Genomic DNA, 19487 nt, shown 5'->3' with positions numbered 1-19487 from the left:
GGTCGTGCAGGATGTGCGGGTGGTGATGTGCGGATCGGGTGAAGCGTGCGACAGGTATAGTCCACTTCCCGTCGGCGGATCAACATCGAACACAGAGTTGGCCATGGGTCTTATCCGAGTTGAGACCTCGCGGAAGTATGAGCGGCCTGTGGGTGCTCCGCCGGAAATATCCTCGTCGTCGCGCCCGAATGCCACAGGCAACACCCTTGACACTCCCCGTCACTTGAGCGACTACTGGTCCTTGCGCATCGAAGGTGACAACGTTGTCCACTGCGCAGGGAGGGTACCCGTTGATGCAGCGGAAAGCTCGGCACAGATGGGGTTCGGCGGTCGTGTCGGCGACCGCCTTCGCTTTGGCCCTGGGTTCGCAGGGCATTGCGGTCGCACTGCCTCAGGCCCCCGGAAAGCCGGATCGGGAGTTCACGTCCTCCTTCGAGGCGGACGACCCGGTTCCGGACTGGGTGAACACCGTCGACACCGGCCCCGACGGCACCGCGCGGGCCTCCGGAGTCGACGGCGGCTACAGCAGCGGCATACCGGGCAATGTGACCGACCGGGTCACCGACGTCCGGGCGAGCGCCGAGAACGCGGGCGGCGGAGAGGTGAAGGAGAACCTCGTCGACGGCGAACCGAGCACCAAGTGGCTCGCCTTCGAGCCCTCCGGCTGGGTCGAGTTCGACCTGGACAAGCCGGTCGAACCGGTGCGTTATGCGCTGACGTCGGCCAATGATCATGATGAGCGCGACCCGAAGGACTGGGTCCTGAAGGGGTCCGCCGACGGGAAGGAGTGGAAGACGCTCGACACCCGCTCCGGCGAATCCTTCCCCGAGCGCTTCCTGACGAAGACCTACGATCTCGCCGAACCCGGTGAGTACCGGCACTTCCGGCTGGACGTCACCGGGAACAACGGCGGCGACATCCTCCAGCTCGCCGACCTCCAGCTGTCCACGGGCGGCACCGACGGGCCCGTGCCGCAGGACATGCTCTCCCTGGTCGACCGGGGCCCCAGCGGCTCCCCCACCGCCAAGGCGGGCGCCGGGTTCACCGGAAAGCGGGCCCTGCGGTACGCCGGCCGGCACACCACCGAGGGGCGGGCGTACTCGTACAACAAGATCTTCGACGTGAACGTGGCCGTCGGCCGGAACACGCGGCTGGCCTACCGCGTCTTCCCGTCGATGGCGGACGGCGACCTCGACTACGACGCCACGAACGTCTCCGTCGACCTCGCCTTCACCGACGGCACCCACCTGAGCGACCTGCGCGCCACCGACCAGCACGGCTTCCCGCTGACCCCCCGGGGTCAGGGCGCGGCGAAGATCCTCTACGTCAACCAGTGGAACGACGTGGCCTCGCGGATCGGCTCGGTCGCGGCCGGGAAGACCGTGGACCGGATCCTGGTGGCCTACGACTCCCCCGAGGGCCCGGCGAAGTTCCGGGGCTGGCTGGACGACGTGAGCATCGAGTCCGTCGCCCCCGAGCGGCCGAAGGCGCATCTGTCGGACTACGCGCTGACGACCCGGGGCACCAACTCCAGCGGCGGATTCTCCCGGGGCAACAACTTCCCGGCGACGGCGGTGCCGCACGGCTTCAACTTCTGGACGCCGGTGACCGACGCGGGTTCGCTCAGCTGGCTGTACGACTACGCGCGGGCGAACAACGCGGACAACCTGCCGACGATCCAGGCGTTCAGCGCGAGCCACGAGCCGAGCCCCTGGATGGGTGACCGGCAGACGTTCCAGGTGATGCCGTCCGCGGCCACCGGGACCCCGGACTACGGGCGGGAGGGCCGCGAGCTTGCCTTCCGGCACGAGAACGAGACGGCGCGGCCGTACTACTACGGGGTGCGGTTCGAGAACGGGCTGAGGGCCGAGATGGCGCCGACGGACCACGCGGCGGTGCTGCGCTTCACCTACCCGGGCGACGACGCGAGCGTTCTCTTCGACAACGTGACGGACCAGGCGGGCCTGACGCTCGACGAGGAGAACGGCATCGTCACCGGCTACTCGGACGTCAGGTCCGGGCTGTCGGCGGGCGCGACAAGGCTGTTCGTCCACGGCGAGTTCGACCAGCCGGTGACCGAAGGCGGCTCCAGCGGCGTCAAGGGCCATCTGCGCTTCGAGGCCGACGACCGGACCGTCACCCTGCGCCTGGCGACCTCGCTCATCAGCCTCGACCAGGCCGAGGACAACCTCCGCCGGGAGATCCCGCAGGGCCGGTCCTTCGAGTCGGTGAAGAAGAGCGCCCAGCGGCAGTGGGACCGGCTGCTCGGCAGGGTCGAGGTCGAGGGCGCGACGCCCGACCAGCTGACGACGCTGTACTCCAGCCTGTACCGGCTCTACCTGTACCCGAACTCCGGGTTCGAGAAGGTGGGCGGCAGGTACCGGTACGCCTCGCCCTTCTCCCCCATGCCGAAGCCGGACACCCCGACACACACCGGCGCGAAGATCGTCGACGGCAAGGTGTACGTCAACAACGGCTTCTGGGACACCTACCGGACGACCTGGCCCGCGTACTCGCTGCTGACCCCCTCCCGGGCGGGCGAGCTGGTCGACGGGTTCGTGCAGCAGTACAAGGACGGCGGCTGGACCTCCCGCTGGTCCTCCCCCGGCTACGCGGACCTCATGACGGGCACGTCCTCGGACGTGGCGTTCGCGGACGCGTACGTCAAGGGCGTCGACTTCGACGCGGAGGCGGCGTACGACGCGGCGGTGAAGAACGCCACGGTCGTGCCGCCGAACCCGGGCGTCGGCCGCAAGGGCATGGCCACCTCCCCCTTCCTCGGCTACACGAGCACCGAGACGCACGAGGGCCTGTCCTGGGCGCTGGAGGGCTACCTCAACGACTACGGCATCTCCCGCATGGGACAAAAGCTCTACGAGGAGACCGGTGAGCGGCGCTACCGGGAGGAGTCGGAGTACTTCCTGAACCGCGCCCGCGACTATGTGAACCTCTTCGACGCGAAGGCAGGGTTCTTCCAGGGCAAGGACGCGAAGGGCGACTGGCGGGTGGAGTCCTCGGCGTACGACCCGCGCGTCTGGGGTCACGACTACACCGAGACGAACGGTTACGGGTATGCCTTCACCGCTCCGCAGGACAGCCGGGGCCTGGCGAACCTGTACGGCGGCCGGAAGGGTCTCGGGGACAAGCTCGACGACTACTTCTCCACCCCGGAGACGGCCTCCCCCGAGTTCGTCGGCTCCTACGGCGGTGTCATCCACGAGATGACCGAGGCGCGGGACGTCCGGATGGGCATGTACGGGCATTCCAACCAGGTGGCCCACCACGCGATCTACATGTACGACGCGGCCGGGCAGCCGTGGAAGGCGCAGGAGAAGGTCCGCGAAGTGCTGTCCCGGCTGTACACGGGCAGCGAGATCGGGCAGGGGTACCACGGTGACGAGGACAACGGCGAGCAGTCGGCCTGGTTCCTGTTCTCCGCGCTCGGCTTCTACCCGCTGGTGATGGGCAGCGGCGAGTACGCGATCGGGTCGCCCCTGTTCACCGAGGCGACCGTGCATCTGGACGACGGGCGCGAGCTGGTGGTGAAGGCGCCGCGGAACAGCGCGGGGAACGTGTACGTGCAGGGGCTGAAGGTCAACGGCCGCGCGTGGACGAAGACCTCGCTGCCGCACGCGCTGGTCGCCGAGGGCGGTGTCCTGGAGTTCGACATGGGCTCGCGGCCGTCGTCGTGGGGCACGGGTGGGCATGCGGCGCCCGTGTCGATCACCCGGGACGACGAGGTGCCGGCGCCACGCCGGGACGTGCTGGCGGGGGACGGCGCCCTGTTCGACGACACCTCGGCGACGGACGCGGTGGTGACCTCCGTGGATCTCCCGGTCTCGGAGGGCACCGAGGCGGTCCAGTACACGCTGACCTCGTCGGCGGACCGGGCGAAGGCACCGACCGGATGGACGCTCCAGGGCTCCGCCGACGGCACGGCCTGGCACACGCTGGACCGGCGCTCCGGGGAGTCCTTCGCGTGGGACAGACAGACCCGCGCGTTCTCCGTGAGGTCGCCGGGTACGTACGAGAGGTACCGCCTGGTCCTCGACGGTGAGGCCACGCTGGCGGAGGTCGAACTGCTGTCCTGAGCAGCCGAGTTGGGGGTCCGATGCCGCTTCCCGTGCCCGTCCTGCCCGAGGGTGTCGATCCGGCCTGGTTACCGCCTGCCGCCTTCCGGTCGGTCGGCGGCCGGCGGACGCTGATCCGTGGATCGGGTCCACTGGTGGAGACGGTGCACGGGGAGGTGGCGGATGCCTGCCGGCGGTTCGGGGGCCGGGTCGTGCGCGATGCCGGGCCGGAGGGCGACGCGTACGACCTGGTCCTCGACCTCGGCGTCCATGACCCGGGGAACGAGGAGTACACGGTCGCCCGGGAGAACGGCACCACGACCGTCTCCGCCTCCGGTGGCCGGGGGCTGCTGTACGGGCTGTTCCACGTCGTCCGCCTCGGCGAGGCCGCGTTCCGGGGCGGGTGGGCGCCGCAGACCCACCGCCCCGCTCTCGCGCTGCGCATGCTCGACCACTGGGACAACGTGGCCGTGCACCCGGTGATGGGCCAGGTGGAGCGCGGCTACGCGGGCGGCTCGCTGTTCTGGGAGGACGGCAGGGCGCGCGGCGAACTCGACCGGGTGCGGGCGTACGGCAGGCTGCTCGCGGCGTGCGGGATCAACGCGCTGTCGGTGAACAACGTCAACGTGCACGCGACGGAGGCGCGTCTGCTGACCGACCGCATCGATGAAGTGGCCGCCGTCGCACAGGCGTTGCGTCCCTACGGTGTCCGCACCCATCTGTCGGTCTCCTTCGCGTCCCCGGTCACGCTGGGCGGGCTGCCGACGGCCGATCCGCTGGACGAGGCGGTGCGCGGCTGGTGGGCCGAGGCGACGCGGCGGGTGTACGAGGCGATACCCGACTTCGGCGGGTACGTGGTGAAGGCCGACTCGGAGGGGCAGCCGGGGCCGTTCGCGTACGGCCGCAGTCACGCCGAGGGCGCGAACCTGCTGGCGGCGGCGCTGGAGCCGTTCGGCGGCACGGTCCACTGGCGGGCGTTCGTCTACGACCACCGCCAGGACTGGCGGGACCGCACGACGGACCGGGCCCGGGCCGCGTACGACCATTTCGTGCCGCTGGACGGGGAGTTCGCGGCCGGTGCCGTGCTCCAGGTGAAGCACGGGCCGATGGACTTCCAGGTGCGGGAGCCGGTCTCGCCGCTGATCGGGGCCATGCCGGGGACCCGGCTGGCGGTGGAGCTGCAGGTCACCCAGGAGTACACCGGGCAGCAGCGGCACACGTGCTGGCTGGGCCCGATGTGGAGCGAGGTGCTGCGGTTCCGGATCCGGCAGGGTTCGACCGTGGGCGAGTCGGCGCGGGGCGGGCTCGTCGCGGTGCCGAACGTCGGTGACGACCCCTTCTGGACGGGGCATCCGCTGGCGCAGGCGAATCTGTACACCTTCGGGCGGCTGGCCTGGCAGCCCGCCGCCGATCCGGGCGTGGTGCTCGACGAGTGGATCGCGCTCACCTTCCCGGACGCCCCGTCGCCGCTGGCCGACGGGCTGCACGCGGTCCTCGACGGCTCGTGGCGGACGTACGAGAAGTACACCGCTCCCCTGGGCGCCGGGTTCATGGTGCAGCCGGGCCACCACTACGGGCCGAGTGTGGAGGGGTACGAGTACAGCCCCTGGGGGACCTATCACTTCGCCGACCGGGACGGCATCGGGGTCGACCGCAGCGCGGCGACCGGCACAGGGTACGCCGGGCAGTACGGCAAGCCGTGGTCCGAGGTGTACGAGTCGCCGGAGACCTGCCCGGACGAGCTGCTGCTGTTCTTCCACCATGTGCCGTACGGGCATGTGCTGAAGAGCGGGAAGACGGTGATCCAGCACATCTACGACAGCCACTTCGAGGGTGTCGAGGAGGTCGAGGAGGCCCGGGCGGCGTGGGCCTCGCTGGCCGGGCTGGTGGACCCGGCGCGCCATGCCCGGGTGGCGGAGCGCTACGAGGAGCAGCTGCGCAGTGCCCGTGAATGGCGCGACCAGGTCAACACCTACTTCTTCCGCGCCTCCGGGGTGCCGGACGAGCGGGGGCGGCGGATCCACTGAAGGATCGCCACGCCCAGCGGATCGAGGACCAGGGGTTCGCCCTCGGCCACCCGCTTGCCGGTGAGGAGATCGGTGGCCGTGCCGAACGCCGTCAGGTGGGCCGGCTGGGGGGCGTGGTTGAGGAGGAAGAGCAGGCGGGTGCCGTCGGGGGCGACCCGGTTCGCGGTCTCCACCGCCGGGTGGCCGGCGTAGGGGCCGAGCAGGTCGTGGCGGGTCAGGATCCTGCGGACGACCTGGTCGACGCCGGGCTGGTCGAGGACGGTGGCCACGTACCAGGCCTCGCCCTCGCCGAAGGGGTGGCGGGTGACGGCGGGGGTGCCCGCGTAGAAGTCGGTGCCGTACGTGGCGACCGGTTCCGCGCCGCGCGGGAGCACGATCTCGAAGACGAGCCGGGCGCGTGCCCCCAGCTCGGGGACGGTCTGGGTGAACTCCGGCGGGCGGGCGTCCCATTCGTCGACGCGGATGCCCATGAGGGGCGCGAGCGGGCCGGGGACGTCGGTGAGGAAGGCGCGGTCGTGCTCGTCGACGCGGCCGGAGAGGAACGTGGTCAGGACCGTGCCGCCGCGGGCTGCCACGGCTTCGAGGCGCGGGGCGAGGTCGCCCTTGGCCATGTGCAGGACGGGGGCGAGGACCACGTCGTAGGGCGTGAGGTCGGCGGTCTGCGGGATGACGTCCACGTCGGCACCGGCCTCGCGGGCCGCCCGGTAGTACGCGTGGACGACGTCCGGGTACTTCACCAGCCGGGAGGGGCCGTCGGAGATCTCCAGGGCCCACCAGCTGTCCCAGTCGAAGAGGAGTGCGGTGCGCGCGGGGGTCCGCGCGCCGAGGGTCCGCTCCCCCAGGGCCTCCAGCTCCGCTCCCAGGGCGGCGACTTCCCGGAAGACCCGGGTGTCGTCGCGGCCCGCGTGGCCGATGACGGCCCCGTGGTACTTCTCGCAGGCGCCCCTGGAGGCGCGCATCTGGAAGTACAGGGCCGCGTCGGCGCCGTGGGCGACGGCCTGGAAGGTGGCGAGGCGGAGTTCGCCGGGGCGCCGCAGCGGGTTGACGTCACGGCAGGCCGTCGTCGACGGGGTCTGCTCCATCAGCCAGAACGGGGCGCCGCCCTTCAGGCCGCGCATCAGGTCGTGGGCGAGGGCGGGCCGGGTCGGCGGGGCGTCCAGGGCCGGGTAGTTGTCCCAGGATGCGAAGTCGAGGTGGGGCGCCCAGCGGTGGTAGTCGAGGGGGCGGAAGAGGCCCATGAAGTTGGTGGTGACGGGGGTGTCGGGGTCGTGGGCGCGGATCACCTCCTTCTCGGCCAGGAAGCAGCCGAGGAGGGCGTCGGTGGTGAAGCGGAGGTAGTCCAGGGTGATGCCCTGGAAGGCGGTGTGGTCGGGGCCCCGCCAGTGCTCGGTGAGCGCGTTGGGCGGCTCGATCTGGTCCCAGGCGGTGTAGCGGTGGGACCAGAAGGTGGTGCACCAGGCGTCGTTGAGGGCGTCGAGGCTGCCGTGCCGGTCCCGCAGCCACAGCCGGAAGGCCTCGGCGCACAGCTCGCAGTAACAGGCGCCGCCGTACTCGTTGTTGATGTGCCAGGCGAGCAGGGCCGGGTGGTGCGCGTACCGTTCGGCGAGACGGGAGGCCATGGCGGTGGCGTGCTCGCGGTAGGCCGGCGAGCTGGGGCAGAAGTTGTGGCGCTGGCCGTGGCGGTGGCGGCGGCCCTCGAAGTCGGTGCGGTTGACCTCGGGGTGCCGCTTGGCGAGCCAGGGCGGGACGGCGGCGGTGCCGGTGGCGAGGCACACCCGGCGTCCCTCGGCGGCGGCCCGGTCCAGGATGCGGTCCAGCATCGTGAAGTCGTAGGAGTTGGGGGCGGGTTGGGTGAGCGACCAGGTGAAGACGCCGACGGTGAGGGTGTCGATGCCGGCCCGGGTGAACAGGCGGTGGTCCTCGTCCCAGACCTCCTGCGGCCACTGCTCGGGGTTGTGGTCGCCGCCGTAGCGGATCTTGCGCGTCATGCGGTGAAGTCCCTCCGCGTCTCGGCGATCACCGGGCGGCTGCCGTGCAGCAGGGACAGCAGCAGCGGGGCCGCCAGCAGGGCGGCCAGGGCCTCGGTCAGCAGGGCGGCCGACGCGGCCGTCAGGACCAGCAGGGAGGCGGCGGCGAGGGTGGCGCGGCCGTGCCGGAACAGGAAGTAGGCGGCGAGGCGGGCGGTGTCCCGGGCGCGGAAGGCGAACAGGGACGTGAGGACGAGGGCGTGCGCGCCCCAGAGCAGTGAGCCGGTGCCGATCAGCGCGAGCAGCAGCGCCCACCAGCCGGGCAGGCCGGTGGCGGAGAAGTGCGTGAGGGTGAAGGCGATGACCGTCAGCCACGTCAGCAGGGGTGTCCACAGCTTCAGCGCCGGTACGGCGTTGAGCCGCCAGCCGCGCAGGCAGTCCCGGGCCGGGTGCAGTTCGGTGAGGTCGCGGCTGCGGTGGTGGAGGGCGTAGAGCGCGGCGGACAGGGCCGGTCCGAGGGGCAGCAGGCACAGGGCGGCGAGGGGGAGGTTGGCGGGGTCGGGGCCGAGCAGCAGCAGCCCGGCCAGGCCCGGGGAGGCGGTGAGCAGGAGCAGCGCCTCGACGGTCAGGAGGGTGTGGAGCAGGGCGGAGGCCCGGGAGAGGGTTCCGGTGCCGAAGTCGGAGGTGCGCGCGGTGCTCATGCGGCGGCCTCCCGGCCGGGCCGCCGCCGCGCGGGGCGGGCGCCCCGCCACGCGCGGGGCGGGGGCGCCGCCGTGCCACGGGTGAGCCGGCCGCGCGGCGCGTCGGCGGCGCGGCTCACCCGTTCTCCTTCCTGAACCGCTCGTAGGCCTTGTTGTGCAGGTCGACCAGCTGCTGCATGTTCTTCGACTTCAGCTCGGCGAGGTAGGAGTTCCACTGGGACAGCGGGCGCTTGCCGAGGACGAACTGGAGGGTGTTCTGGATGACGTGGTCCTTGAGCGGGGTCTCCCAGAGGGTGGCCTGCTCCTGCTCGAAGGACTGCAGGGGGTGGGCGGGGTCGATGGGCAGTTGCCGGCGCTGGGCCATGGCGTCCTGGAACTTCTTCTCGTCCGGGCTGAACATCGAGGAGACGAGCTCCCAGCTGCCGCCGTAGGCGAAGACGCCGTTGTAGAAGCCGAAGTCCTTCTGCATGTCCTTCGGGGCGTCCGGGTCGGAGCCCATGAGGCTGATGCCGGGCTTCGGCCGGTACCGGCCTCCGGAGCGTGTGTGGGTGACGCCCTCGACGCCCCAGCGGGCCAGCCGCTGGCCCTCGTCGGAGTACCAGAGCCAGTCGACGAACTGCATCATGGCGACGAAGTCGTCGCTCTTCAGCGCCTTGCTGGAGATCATGACGCCGTTCTCCAGCCGGCTGCCGCCCAGCACGACGGGGCCGGCGGGCCCGATCGGCACCGGCACCATCTCGATCCGCGCGCCCTTGACCTGCTTCTCCAGGTTGTACCGGTAGTCCTGCACCAGCACCTGCGGGTTGGCGCTCATCGCGTAGGACTTCTGGGCGAGCAGTTTCTGCAGCGCCTGGTCGTCGGTCTGGCTGAAGCTCTCGGGGTCCATCAGCTTCTCGGCGACGAGTTTCCGCAGGTACTCGATCATCTGGCGGTAGGCGTCCTGCGCGCCGGTGAAGACGTACTTCTGCGCCTTGTGGTCGAAGCTGATGTTGTCGTACGTCCAGCCGGATCTGACGCCGAAGGCCTGCCCGAGGTAGCTGAACAGGGCGCCGCAGGGAAACGGGGTGTTGGTGCTCCAGCGGTCGGTGAGGGGGTACTTGCCGGGGTGCTCCTCCTTGAGCCCCTTGAGGACGTCGTACACCTCGTCCCAGGTGGTGGGCAGGCTCAGGCCGTGCCGGTCGAGGACGTCCGTGCGGAAGGACAGCGAGTAGCCGGCCTTGGCCTTCTCGTGCAGGCCGGGCAGCAGGTAGTAGCTGCCGTCGGACTGGCGGATCGAGTCGAGCTCGGGCTCCAGCTTCCACTTGCGGACCTTCTCGCGGAAGTTGGGCATGAGCTTCACGTAGTCGCTGACCGGGAGGATCGCGCCCGAGGAGACGAAGGCGACCTCCGAGGGGTGGTACGTCTTCGGGATCAGGAAGGGTGCGTCGCCCGCGCCGATGAGGACGCTGCGCTTCTTCTCGTAGTCGGCGAGCGGCACGTCGACCGGCTCGAGGGTCACTCCGGTGCGCTCGGTGACCTCCTTCCAGAACAGCCAGCCGCTCTTCATCGGGTACACGGGGTTGTTGTTGTGCAGCACCGAGAAGGACAGCGGGCGGGACGCCTTGAACTGCTGCCCGGCCCGGTAGTTCTTCATGGCTCCGTTCTGCTTCTTCGACAGGTCCTTGCCGTCCCCGCCGTCGTCACCGCCGCCGCAGCCGGTGACCGTGGCGAGGCCGATGAAGCCGGCCGCGGTGAGTATCCGGCGCCGCGACATCTGTCCTTCGTTGTTCACGGGAACCCCCTTGTTCCGTATGCCGGTTGAGGAGAGCTGCGGTGGTCAGCCCTTGTGCCGGTCGAGGAGAGGTGCCGCGGTCAGCCCTTGACCGCGCCGAGCATCACGCCCGAGACGAAGTAGCGCTGGACGAACGGGTACACGCAGAGGATCGGCAGGGCGGTGAGGACGATGGTCACCGACTGGATGTTCGCGCCGACCTGGCTGAGCTGCTCGGTTCCGGCGCCGGCGTTGCCTCCGCCGGTGGCGCCCTGGATGAGGTTGCGCAGGTAGACCGTGACCGGCATCAGCTCGGTGCGGTCCATGTAGAGGAAGGCGCTGAACCAGGAGTTCCAGAAGGACACCGAGTAGAAGAGCACCATGGTCGCCACGACCGCTTTGGACAGCGGCAGCACGATCCTGAGCAGGATGCCGTAGGTGCTCAGGCCGTCGATCTGTGCGGCCTCCTCCAGTTCCGTCGGCAGGTTCTCGAAGAAGGCCTTCATCACCAGCAGGTTGAAGACGCTGATGGCGTTCGGCAGGGCGATCGCCCACACGCTGTTCTTCAGGCCGAGGCTGGTGACCAGGATGTAGTTCGGGATCAGGCCGCCGGTGAAGAACATGGTGAACACGGCCACCCCGACGAGGACGCCGCGGCCCTTGAGGTCCTTCTTCGACAGCACGTAGGCGTAACAGGTCGTCAGCACCATGGCGACCGCAGTGGCCACGACCGTGTAGAGCACGGTGTTGCCGTAGTTCCGCCAGAACATCGAGTCCTGGAACACGATCCGGTAGGTGGTGAGGTTGAACCCCTCGGGCAGCAGCGTCACCTCACCGGCACGGATCTGCCGCTCGCCGCTGAAGGACCGGGCGACGATGTTGACGAACGGGTAGAGGGTCACCAGCACGACGAGCGTGAGGATCACCCCGTTGACGCCCTGGAAGACCCGCTGGGAGCGGCTCGGCCTCACCACAGGCTCGTCCCCACCGTGCGGCGCGAGAGCGTGTTGGCGGACGTGATCAGGACCAGGCCGATGACCGCCTCGAACAGGCCGATGGCGGCGGCGTAGCTGAAGCTGTTGGACTCCACGCCGGCGCGGTAGACGTACGTCGAGATCACATCCGCGGTGGGGTAGGTGAGCGGGTTGTACAGCAGCAGCACCTTCTCGAAGCCGACCGCCATGAAGGTGCCGACGTTGAGGATCAACAGCGTGATCATGGTGGGGCGGATGCCGGGCAGGGTGACGTGCCAGATCTGCCGCAGGCGTCCCGCGCCGTCGATGCGGGCGGCTTCGTACAGGTCCTCGTCGATCGTGGTGAGCGCGGCGAGGTAGAGGATCGTGCCCCAGCCGGCGGTCTGCCAGATCTCGGAACCGACGTAGACGGTGCGGAACCACCCGGGTTCCTGGATGAAGCGGACCGGGTCGTGACCGAGCAGTCCGAGGACGTGGTTGACGGGGCCGTCGCTCGCCAGCATCTGCATCGTGATGCCCGCGACGATCACGATCGACAGGAAGTGCGGGAGGTACGACACCGACTGCACGAACCGTTTCAGGGAGCGCCGGCGCACCTCGTTCAGCAGCAGCGCGAGCACGATCGGGATCGGGAAGCAGAGGACGAGCGTGAGCCCGCCCAGCCACAGGGTGTTGCGGAACACCTGCCAGAAGGTGGGGTCGCCGAGGAACATGCGCACATAGCGCAGGCCCACCCAGTCCTCACCGAAGATCGAACCGCCGGGCTCGAAGCGCCGGAAGGCGATCACGTTGCCGATCATCGGCAGATAGCGGAAGACCAGGAAGAAGACCAGCGGCAGGATCGCCAGCGAGTACAGCTGCCAGTCGCGGCGCAGTGCCCGCCGCCATCCGGTCCGGGCGGGCGCACGCCTGCCGCGCCGGGGAGCGGCCCGGGCCGACGGCTGGTTCTGAGTGCCCGGCGGGGCCGGTGTGGTGGACGTGCTCATTGCTCGGGCCTCCCGTGGACCTGGGACGCGGAACCGAAACTTTCGAGCTCTTGCCGGTAACTTGCGGCAACTTAGGGGGCGCAGAAAGCGCTGTCAATGGGTGCTGCGACACTCGGACGGGGCCCTTGTGGCGCGTTGGAATCCCACCGTCGCTGGGTATGACCCCGGAGTCAACTGCCCTTGCCCGGCCGCAAGTTTCTGGATGACCACCGACTCCTGCGAGGTGCCGTCGTGCCCGCGTTCGACCTGCCACTGGCCCAACTGGAGGGCTACCGCCCGGACATCGAGGAGCCCGCCGACTTCGACGCGTTCTGGCAGGACACCTTGAAGACGGCCGGGGAGGCGGACCCCGTGGTGTCGGTGCGGCCGGTGGAGACGGGCCTTCGGCTGACGCGGACCTGGGACGTGACGTTCCGGGGTTTCGCGGGCGACCCGGTGCGAGCGTGGTTCAGCCGGCCCGCAGGGGCGGACGAACCGCTGCCCGCCGTGGTCGAGTTCGCCGGCTACGGGCGCGGCCGCGGCCTTCCGCACGAGCGCCTGACGTGGGTCAACGCCGGGTACGCACATCTGCTCATGGACAACCGCGGCCAGGGCGACCAGTACGGCTGCGGCGGCGAGACACCGGACCCGCACGCCGGCGCACCGGGCGGGCCCGGGCCGGCGGCGCGCGGGCTGCTCGCCGCCGAGGACTACCACTACCGGCGCCTGATCACGGACGCGGTGCGTGCCGTCACGGCCGTACGGGAGCTGCCCGGCGTCGATCCCGGGCGGATCGCCGCCGTGGGCAACAGCCAGGGGGGCGGACTGGCCCTGGCGGTCGCGGGGCTCGTGCCCGGCCTGGCGGCCCTGCTGACCACGGCGCCGCTGCTGTGCGGGATCCGGCGCGCCCTGGACCTGACGGACGCCGGACCGTACGGCGAGATCGCCGCCTGCCTCTCCGTCCGCCGGGGTGCCGAGCAGGCCGCCTTTCGCACCCTCTCCTATGTCGAGGGGGTCTCCTTCGCCCGCCGCGCACAGGCCCCGGCCCACTTCGGGGTGGGCCTGCGGGACACGGTGTGCCCGCCGAGCGGGGCGTACGCCGCCTTCAACCGCTACGGGGACCTGACCGGCACTGACCCGCGCCGGGAGATCCACGCCTATCCGTTCAACGGGCACGAGGGCGGCGACGCCGTGCAGGTGCGGCGCCAACTGGACTGGCTGCGAAGGGCGCTGGGCTGACGGCCGAACGGTTCGATCCGCGCCCACTGCGCGTCAGCCAACGGCACACACGGATCAACGACGGAGGGGCCCGATCGGGACCGGCTCCGCCCGTCAGACGGTCCGGCCGCTGCGGAGGCGTCTTACGTCACGCACAAGTGCGTAGGAGGCCACGAAGAAGATCACACCTCCAGCTGCGATCCACAGAGCCGATGCTCCCGAACGGTACTCACCAACGGCCGCGACGAGTATCACTGTGCCGGCCAGGACACCGAAAGCCGAAATCAGAGCGCTGATGCGGTTGGCCACGTGGACATCATCAACGACCGCTTCGGCCCGCGGAAGTGATCCGAACGAATCGCCCCGGCCGTTGTGGGTCAGGACGTCGGTGACGGCGCATAGTGGCGGGCAAGGCTGGTGGCGAGGTCACGGAGGTGAGCCCTGGCTTCGGTGGGTCCGTGCACCGTGACGGCACTCCCGAACGGCAGCAGTGCCCGCACGTCCTCCAGATGCAGGAAGCGGATCGTCACCCTGTGGCCGGTGGCGCATTCCTCCTGGTCGTCCCGGACGAGCCGCAGGCCGAAGATCCGTTGCGCTCGCTCGATCTGGGCCCGGTCGATGGTGGCGCTGACCTCTGTCGCGTGGTCGTGTTCCCACTCGTCGACGAGCGCCGCAGCGACGGTCGCCAGGGTCTCGCTCTCGCGGATCCGTCGTGGCCGGCCGACTTCTTCCCACCTCGTGATCCGTTCGAGCCGGTACATCCGTGGCACTCGGGCACGGTCGGCGACGAGGTACCAGATGCCGGCCTTGGCGAACAGCCCGTAGGGATCCACGACCAGGTCGTGTGGGCACGACCCGCGTGGGCTGTCGTACCCGATCCGCAGCCGGCGGCCTCGCCGCACCGCGCCGAGCAGCGAGGCCGGAGTCGCGCCGGAAGCTCGTGCCTGACGCCAGGGACGGCTGTCCACGTGCACCACGTCGGTGAGCGGCAGGAGCTCATCAACTCGACGTGGCTGTGCAGCGGCGAGCTTGGAGAGCGCGCGCCGGCTTTCGGCCGATGCGTCGATCTCCGCACGTTGCTGCTCATCCAGCCCGGTGAGCGACAACTGATCACGCTCGTCCGGTGTGAGTCGCGTGAGGTCGGGTCCGGACCCGGGCAGCATGGTCACGCCTCCCAGGCGGCCCCGGTGTGCGGTGACCGGCAGACCGGCGTCACGGAGCCAGTTCAGGTCTCGGTTGACGGTTCGAAGGGACACCCCGAGCGCTGAGGCGAGTTCCTGTGTGGTCACCGCATCCCTCGATCCGAGGAGCAGCATCAGGGTGAAGAAGCGGTCTGGGGTCACCCACCGATTTTCCCAGGGAATTGCGACACGGTACGGCGCACATCCCGGTCAGGCTGGCGGATGCGCACCTCCGACCTGCGAGAAGGAACAACCATGACCACATCCGTCGTGTCCATCGTCTACGTGAACGACGCTCCCGCCGCAGCTCGTTTCTACGGAGAACTCCTCGGCATGAGCCCCTCGTTCGAGACTCCGGGATACATCACCTTCGGCCTCGGGCCGGGCGCGGACCTCGCTCTGTGGTCCGGCCGGTTCGAGGATCTGTCACCGGATGTCCCGCGTACCGGTGAGGTGTGCCTGGCCACCGACAGCGGACCCGACGAGGTCGACGCGATCTTCGAGCAGTGGAAGTCCAAGGGGGTCACGATCCTTCAGGAACCTCATGATGCCGGGTTCGGACTGACCTTCCTCGCAGCCGATCCCGACGGGAACCGTATCCGCGTGGCACCGCGGGGCTGAAAGGCCTGTGGTGCGGCAGGCGCGCACCACAGGTGTCGCGCCTGCCGACGCCGGACTTCGACAGGACGAGTCCGCGCCGGAGTCCGAACGCGACTCCATGGACCCGGCGCCGCCGGACCGGGCCTCACACGGTCCGGCTGATCCGCCCCCGCAACCTTCGGTGCCCCTCCTCGGTCACCCCGCGACCGGGGACTCCGCGGTGCAGCCGCCGGCGCTCACCAGACCCTTCGCACTCTGCTCCTCGATCACCTTGCCCTTGTGGATGATCTTGCAGGTGATCTGGGAGCCCTCGGGGTCCGCGGCGACGGGCATGACCGCCGCGGGCATGATGCCGCGCAGCGTGACCGTCTTCTTCCAGGGCAGTTCGGGCCTCGACACCGACTCCATCTTCGGCTCCATGGCCTTGCCCCCGCCGCCGTGGAATTCGATCGAGTCGATGTTCTTGCCCGTCACCTCGTAGGTGACCTCGTACGTCTCGTCCACCGCCTTGTCGACCTGGTCGACCGCCTCGGAGCAGGCGGTGAGGCCGAGTGCGAGACCGGCGACGGCGACGGAACAGACGGCTGCGCGAAAGGTGCGCTTCAAAGGGATCCCCCCGGATCATGATGGTCGAGCCCGCAGCCAATCGCAAAGGGAAAGTAAAAGTCAACTCCCCCTGTGCGCAGGCCTGTCGGGCCGTCGCCGGTGACGGCCTGCCGTCGCTCACCCCCTCTCGGGCAGAGGTCTGCGCTGCATCGGCGCGGGGGTCCGGGCCCAGACCCTGCCGCCCGAGCCGTTTACATCTGGGCCGCCTGGCGCTAACTTCCGCAACAGGCGGGGTGGGAGCGCTCCCATATCGGTGGACCGGAACCCGCCCGCGAGTCGCTCCCATCCCGCGCATCCGTGCACACGCATCCGCAGGCCCGTACCCCCACGAACGGATGATGCTGTCATGATCCTGACAAGAAAGCCCGGAGGATCCACGATGCCCGGCCCGGCACTCCCCTCCCGGGCCAAAGCCCTCTTTCTCGTGCTGCTCTCCCTCCTCGTCACCGTCCCGGCCATCGGACTGGTCATGACGACCGGCGGCGAGGCGGAGGCGCACGGCACCCCCATGAAGCCCGGCAGCCGTACCTTCCTGTGCTGGCAGGACGGTCTGACCGACACCGGCGAGATCAAGCCGGTCAATCCCGCCTGCCGAGGCGCGCAGCAGGTCAGCGGTACCACGCCGTTCTACAACTGGTTCTCGGTGCTGCGCTCGGACGGCGCCGGCCGCACCCGGGGCTTCGTACCGGACGGCGAGCTGTGCAGCGGCGGCAACACCAACTTCACCGGGTTCAACACGCCGAGCAAGGACTGGCCGCTCACCCATCTCACCTCGGGCGCGACCGTCGACTTCTCGTACAACGCCTGGGCTGCGCACCCGGGCTGGTTCTACGTCTACATCACCAAGGACGGCTTCGACCCGACGAAGACGCTCACCTGGAACGACATGGAGGAGCGGCCGTTCCTGAGCGTCGACCACCCGCCACTGAAGGGCTCCCCGGGCACGGTCGAGGCCAACTACTCCTGGACGGGCAAGCTGCCGGCCGGCAAGTCGGGCCGCCACATCATCTACATGGTCTGGCAGCGCTCCGACAGCCAGGAGACCTTCTACTCCTGCTCCGACGTCGTCTTCGACGGCGGCAACGGCGAGGTGACCGGCATCAAGGAGCCGGGCAACCCGTCCGAACCGGTCCCCGGCACCTGCACGGCCACCCGCAGGACGACCGGCACCTGGAACGGCGGCTACCAGTCCGAGGTGACCGTCACCAACACCGGCACGGTCCCGATGCTCGGCTGGATGGTCGACTGGACCCTCCCGGCGGGCCAGAAGGTCGACAGCCTGTGGAGCGGCAGCGCGACCTACAACGGCCAGGCGGTGATGGTCCACAACGCCGGCTGGAACGGCTCCCTCGCACCAGGCAGGAGCACGACATTCGGATACGTCGTCACGGGGTCGGGGGGTGACAGTACGAGCAGTCTGCCCTGCCGGGTGGGCTGAACCGACGGACGAGGCGGGCCCGGTGACCGGGGCGACGGTGACCGGGCCCGTCGGCACGGCCCGGCATGGGCCGGGAGGGACCGGGAGGGCGGGCGGAGCGTGCCCTCCGGTTCGCTCCCCGGATTCCGGGCCGCGTAGGTTGACGCCATGACGGAGGGGGCGAAGGCCGCGACCGAGTCGGCGGCCACGAGCGAGCGAGCCGGAGAACAGCCACCGGCGCGGAGCGGCAAGGAGAAGCGGGGCGGACCGGCCCGCTCGTCCCTGCTGATGGCACTGGGCACGATGGTGTCCCGGGCGACGGGGCTGATCCGGCAGGTGCTCCAGGCGGCGGCGCTGGGCACGGGGCTGCTGGCGAGCACGTACAACACGGCGAACACCGTGCCGACGAGTCTGTACACCCTGGTCATCGGCGGTGCGCTCAACGCCGTGCTGGTGCCGCAGCTGGTCCGGGCGCGGGCCGGCGAGGCCGACGGCGGCAGGGCCTACGAGCAGCGGCTGGTGACGCTCGTGCTGTGCGTCCTGGCCGCGGGGACGGCGCTGGCGGTGTGGGCGGCGCCGCAGATCGTGGGCCTGTACATGCGCGACACCACCGGCAGCCACGAGGCGTTCGAACTGACCGTGGTCTTCGCCCGGTTCCTGCTGCCGCAGATCTTCTTCTACGGCGTGTTCGGCATCCTGGGACAAGTGCTGAACGCCCGGGAGAAGTTCGGCGCGATGATGTGGACGCCGGTGCTGAACAACGTCGTGCTGATCGGCATGTTCGCCGCGTACCTGGGGCTGATGACGGTCCCGGACGGGGTGGAGGACATCACCGCGACGCAGGTGCGGCTGCTGGGACTGGGGACGACGGCCGGTATCGCCCTGCAGGCCCTCGCGCTGATCCCCTTCCTGCGCTCCGCGGGCTTCCGGTTCCGGCCCCGCTTCGACTGGCGGGGCACCGGCCTGGGCGGGAGCATCCATGCCGCCAAGTGGACGTTGCTGTTCGTCCTGGTCAACCAGGTCGCCCTGACCGTGGTGACGAACTTCGCCAACGCGGCCGACCAGGCGCTGCCGCATGCCGGTGCCGGCTACTCGGCCTACATGTACGCGCAGACCATCTGGATGCTGCCGCAGTCGATCGTGACCGTGTCCCTGGTGACCGCGCTGTTGCCGCGGATGAGCAGGGCCGCCGCGGAGGGCCGGGTCGCCGAGCTGCGTGCCGATCTCTCCCGGGCACTGCGGGTCAGCGCGGTCGTCATCGTGCCGGCCGGGTTCCTGTTCGTGGCGCTGGGCCCTCAGATCGCCGCGCTGCTGTTCGCGCACGGGGCGGCCGACGCCGCATCCGCCCGGCCGCTCGGGCAGATGCTCCAGGCGTTCGGGCCGGGGCTGATCCCGTTCTCGGCGCAGTACCTCCTCCTGCGGGGCTTCTACGCCTTCGGGGACACCCGCACCCCCTTCTTCATGGCGGCGTGGATCGCCGCGGTGAACATCGCCCTGGCCACCCTCTGCCACCTGCTGCTGCCCGCGCGCTGGGCGGTGACCGGTATGGCCGGTGCCTACACCGTGTCGTACCTGGCCGGGCTGGCCGTCACGGCATGGCGGTTGCGCGGCAGGCTGGGCGGGCGGCTCGACGAAGGGGAGCTGCGCCGCACGTACACGAAACTGGTGGGCGCCGCCGCCCTCGCCGCGGGACTGGGCTGGGGAGCCGCCCGGGCCTGCGCCGCGTCGCTGGGCACCGGCACCTGGTCCACCGCGCTGAGCCTCGCCGCCGGAACGGTCGTGATGGCGTCGGGCCATCTCGCCCTGGCCCGCGTGATGAAGGTCGGCGAACTGCGTGGCTTCGTCCGTCGGCGGTGACGGCGCCCCGTCGGCTCGCCCGGGTGGCGTCCGGCTCCGGGAACAGAGGCGGATAGCCCCATATGTCGTGGTTGTCCAGGTGTGCGATTCTGTTGTGTGGGTGCCCTGCCGCTCGTGTGCGGCGTGGATCCGCCATGGGAGGCGCGACGCCGCG

The 19487-nt window shown here is 70.1% G+C and carries 14 protein-coding genes; 6 read left to right on the top strand and 8 right to left on the bottom strand.

The features are described from left to right. Positions 1 to 293: 293 nt before the first annotated feature. Together ACFCXS_RS28340 and ACFCXS_RS28335 are read left to right on the top strand one after the other, a co-directional pair. Entirely contained in the window at positions 294 to 4091 is a 3798-nt protein-coding gene (locus ACFCXS_RS28340; RefSeq protein ID WP_376646169.1) for a GH92 family glycosyl hydrolase, read from the top strand. Positions 4092 to 4111: 20 nt separating this feature from the next. Then, a complete protein-coding gene (locus ACFCXS_RS28335; protein ID WP_376646168.1) occupies positions 4112 to 6097 on the top strand; it encodes an alpha-glucuronidase in 1986 nt (661 codons plus the stop codon). Here ACFCXS_RS28335 and ACFCXS_RS28330 read toward each other — a convergent pair. From ACFCXS_RS28330 to ACFCXS_RS28305, 6 genes are all read right to left on the bottom strand, one after another. After that, positions 6043 to 8085 carry a beta-galactosidase gene (locus ACFCXS_RS28330; protein WP_376646167.1) on the bottom strand — a complete coding sequence of 681 codons (2043 nt, stop codon included), beginning with the start codon at positions 8083 to 8085 and terminating at the stop codon, positions 6043 to 6045. The genes ACFCXS_RS28335 and ACFCXS_RS28330 overlap by 55 nt on opposite strands. Beyond that, complete coding sequence (locus ACFCXS_RS28325; protein WP_376646166.1) at positions 8082 to 8765, bottom strand: hypothetical protein; 684 nt, start codon at positions 8763 to 8765, stop codon at positions 8082 to 8084. Before ACFCXS_RS28325 ends, ACFCXS_RS28330 begins: the two co-directional genes overlap by 4 nt. Further along, the gene (locus ACFCXS_RS28320; RefSeq protein ID WP_376646165.1) at positions 8762 to 8884 is read right to left on the bottom strand and encodes a hypothetical protein; all 123 of its coding nucleotides are present in this window, start codon (positions 8882 to 8884) and stop codon (positions 8762 to 8764) included. The genes ACFCXS_RS28325 and ACFCXS_RS28320 overlap by 4 nt, the downstream gene beginning before the upstream one ends. Next, on the bottom strand, positions 8881 to 10518 hold the full coding sequence (locus ACFCXS_RS28315) for an extracellular solute-binding protein (RefSeq protein ID WP_376646279.1): 1638 nt from the start codon (positions 10516 to 10518) through the stop codon (positions 8881 to 8883). Before ACFCXS_RS28315 ends, ACFCXS_RS28320 begins: the two co-directional genes overlap by 4 nt. Positions 10519 to 10616: 98 nt before the next feature. Then, entirely contained in the window at positions 10617 to 11489 is an 873-nt protein-coding gene (locus tag ACFCXS_RS28310; RefSeq protein ID WP_376646164.1) for a carbohydrate ABC transporter permease, read from the bottom strand. Beyond that, a complete protein-coding gene (locus ACFCXS_RS28305; protein ID WP_376646163.1) occupies positions 11483 to 12475 on the bottom strand; it encodes an ABC transporter permease in 993 nt (330 codons plus the stop codon). Before ACFCXS_RS28305 ends, ACFCXS_RS28310 begins: the two co-directional genes overlap by 7 nt. A gap of 231 nt (positions 12476 to 12706) precedes the next feature. Between ACFCXS_RS28305 and ACFCXS_RS28300 the strand changes: the two genes are divergently transcribed. Next, the gene (locus ACFCXS_RS28300) at positions 12707 to 13693 is read left to right on the top strand and encodes an acetylxylan esterase (protein WP_376646162.1); all 987 of its coding nucleotides are present in this window, start codon (positions 12707 to 12709) and stop codon (positions 13691 to 13693) included. A gap of 356 nt (positions 13694 to 14049) precedes the next feature. On the opposite strand, the gene ACFCXS_RS28295 is transcribed toward ACFCXS_RS28300, so the two are convergent. Next, positions 14050 to 15015 (bottom strand): helix-turn-helix transcriptional regulator, encoded by a 966-nt coding sequence (locus ACFCXS_RS28295; protein ID WP_376646161.1) that lies wholly within the window; start codon positions 15013 to 15015, stop codon positions 14050 to 14052. 93 nt (positions 15016 to 15108) lie between these two features. Here ACFCXS_RS28295 and ACFCXS_RS28290 point away from each other — a divergent pair, with 93 nt between their 5' ends. Then, entirely contained in the window at positions 15109 to 15474 is a 366-nt protein-coding gene (locus ACFCXS_RS28290) for a VOC family protein (RefSeq protein ID WP_376646160.1), read from the top strand. 174 nt (positions 15475 to 15648) lie between these two features. On the opposite strand, the gene ACFCXS_RS28285 is transcribed toward ACFCXS_RS28290, so the two are convergent. Beyond that, complete coding sequence (locus tag ACFCXS_RS28285) at positions 15649 to 16059, bottom strand: MmpS family transport accessory protein (protein WP_376646159.1); 411 nt, start codon at positions 16057 to 16059, stop codon at positions 15649 to 15651. A gap of 346 nt (positions 16060 to 16405) precedes the next feature. On the opposite strand from ACFCXS_RS28285, the gene ACFCXS_RS28280 reads away from it, so the two are divergent. Then, entirely contained in the window at positions 16406 to 17497 is a 1092-nt protein-coding gene (locus ACFCXS_RS28280) for a lytic polysaccharide monooxygenase (RefSeq protein WP_376646158.1), read from the top strand. Positions 17498 to 17764: 267 nt separating this feature from the next. Further along, complete coding sequence (gene murJ / locus ACFCXS_RS28275) at positions 17765 to 19333, top strand: murein biosynthesis integral membrane protein MurJ (protein WP_376646278.1); 1569 nt, start codon at positions 17765 to 17767, stop codon at positions 19331 to 19333. Positions 19334 to 19487 lie beyond the last annotated feature (154 nt).

Origin of the sequence: Streptomyces sp. NPDC056373, from assembly GCF_042262425.1 — a bacterium.
Taxonomy (GTDB): domain Bacteria; phylum Actinomycetota; class Actinomycetes; order Streptomycetales; family Streptomycetaceae; genus Streptomyces.
Note: the sequence above shows the minus strand (reverse complement) of the source record. Positions and strands in the feature narration are given on the sequence as shown.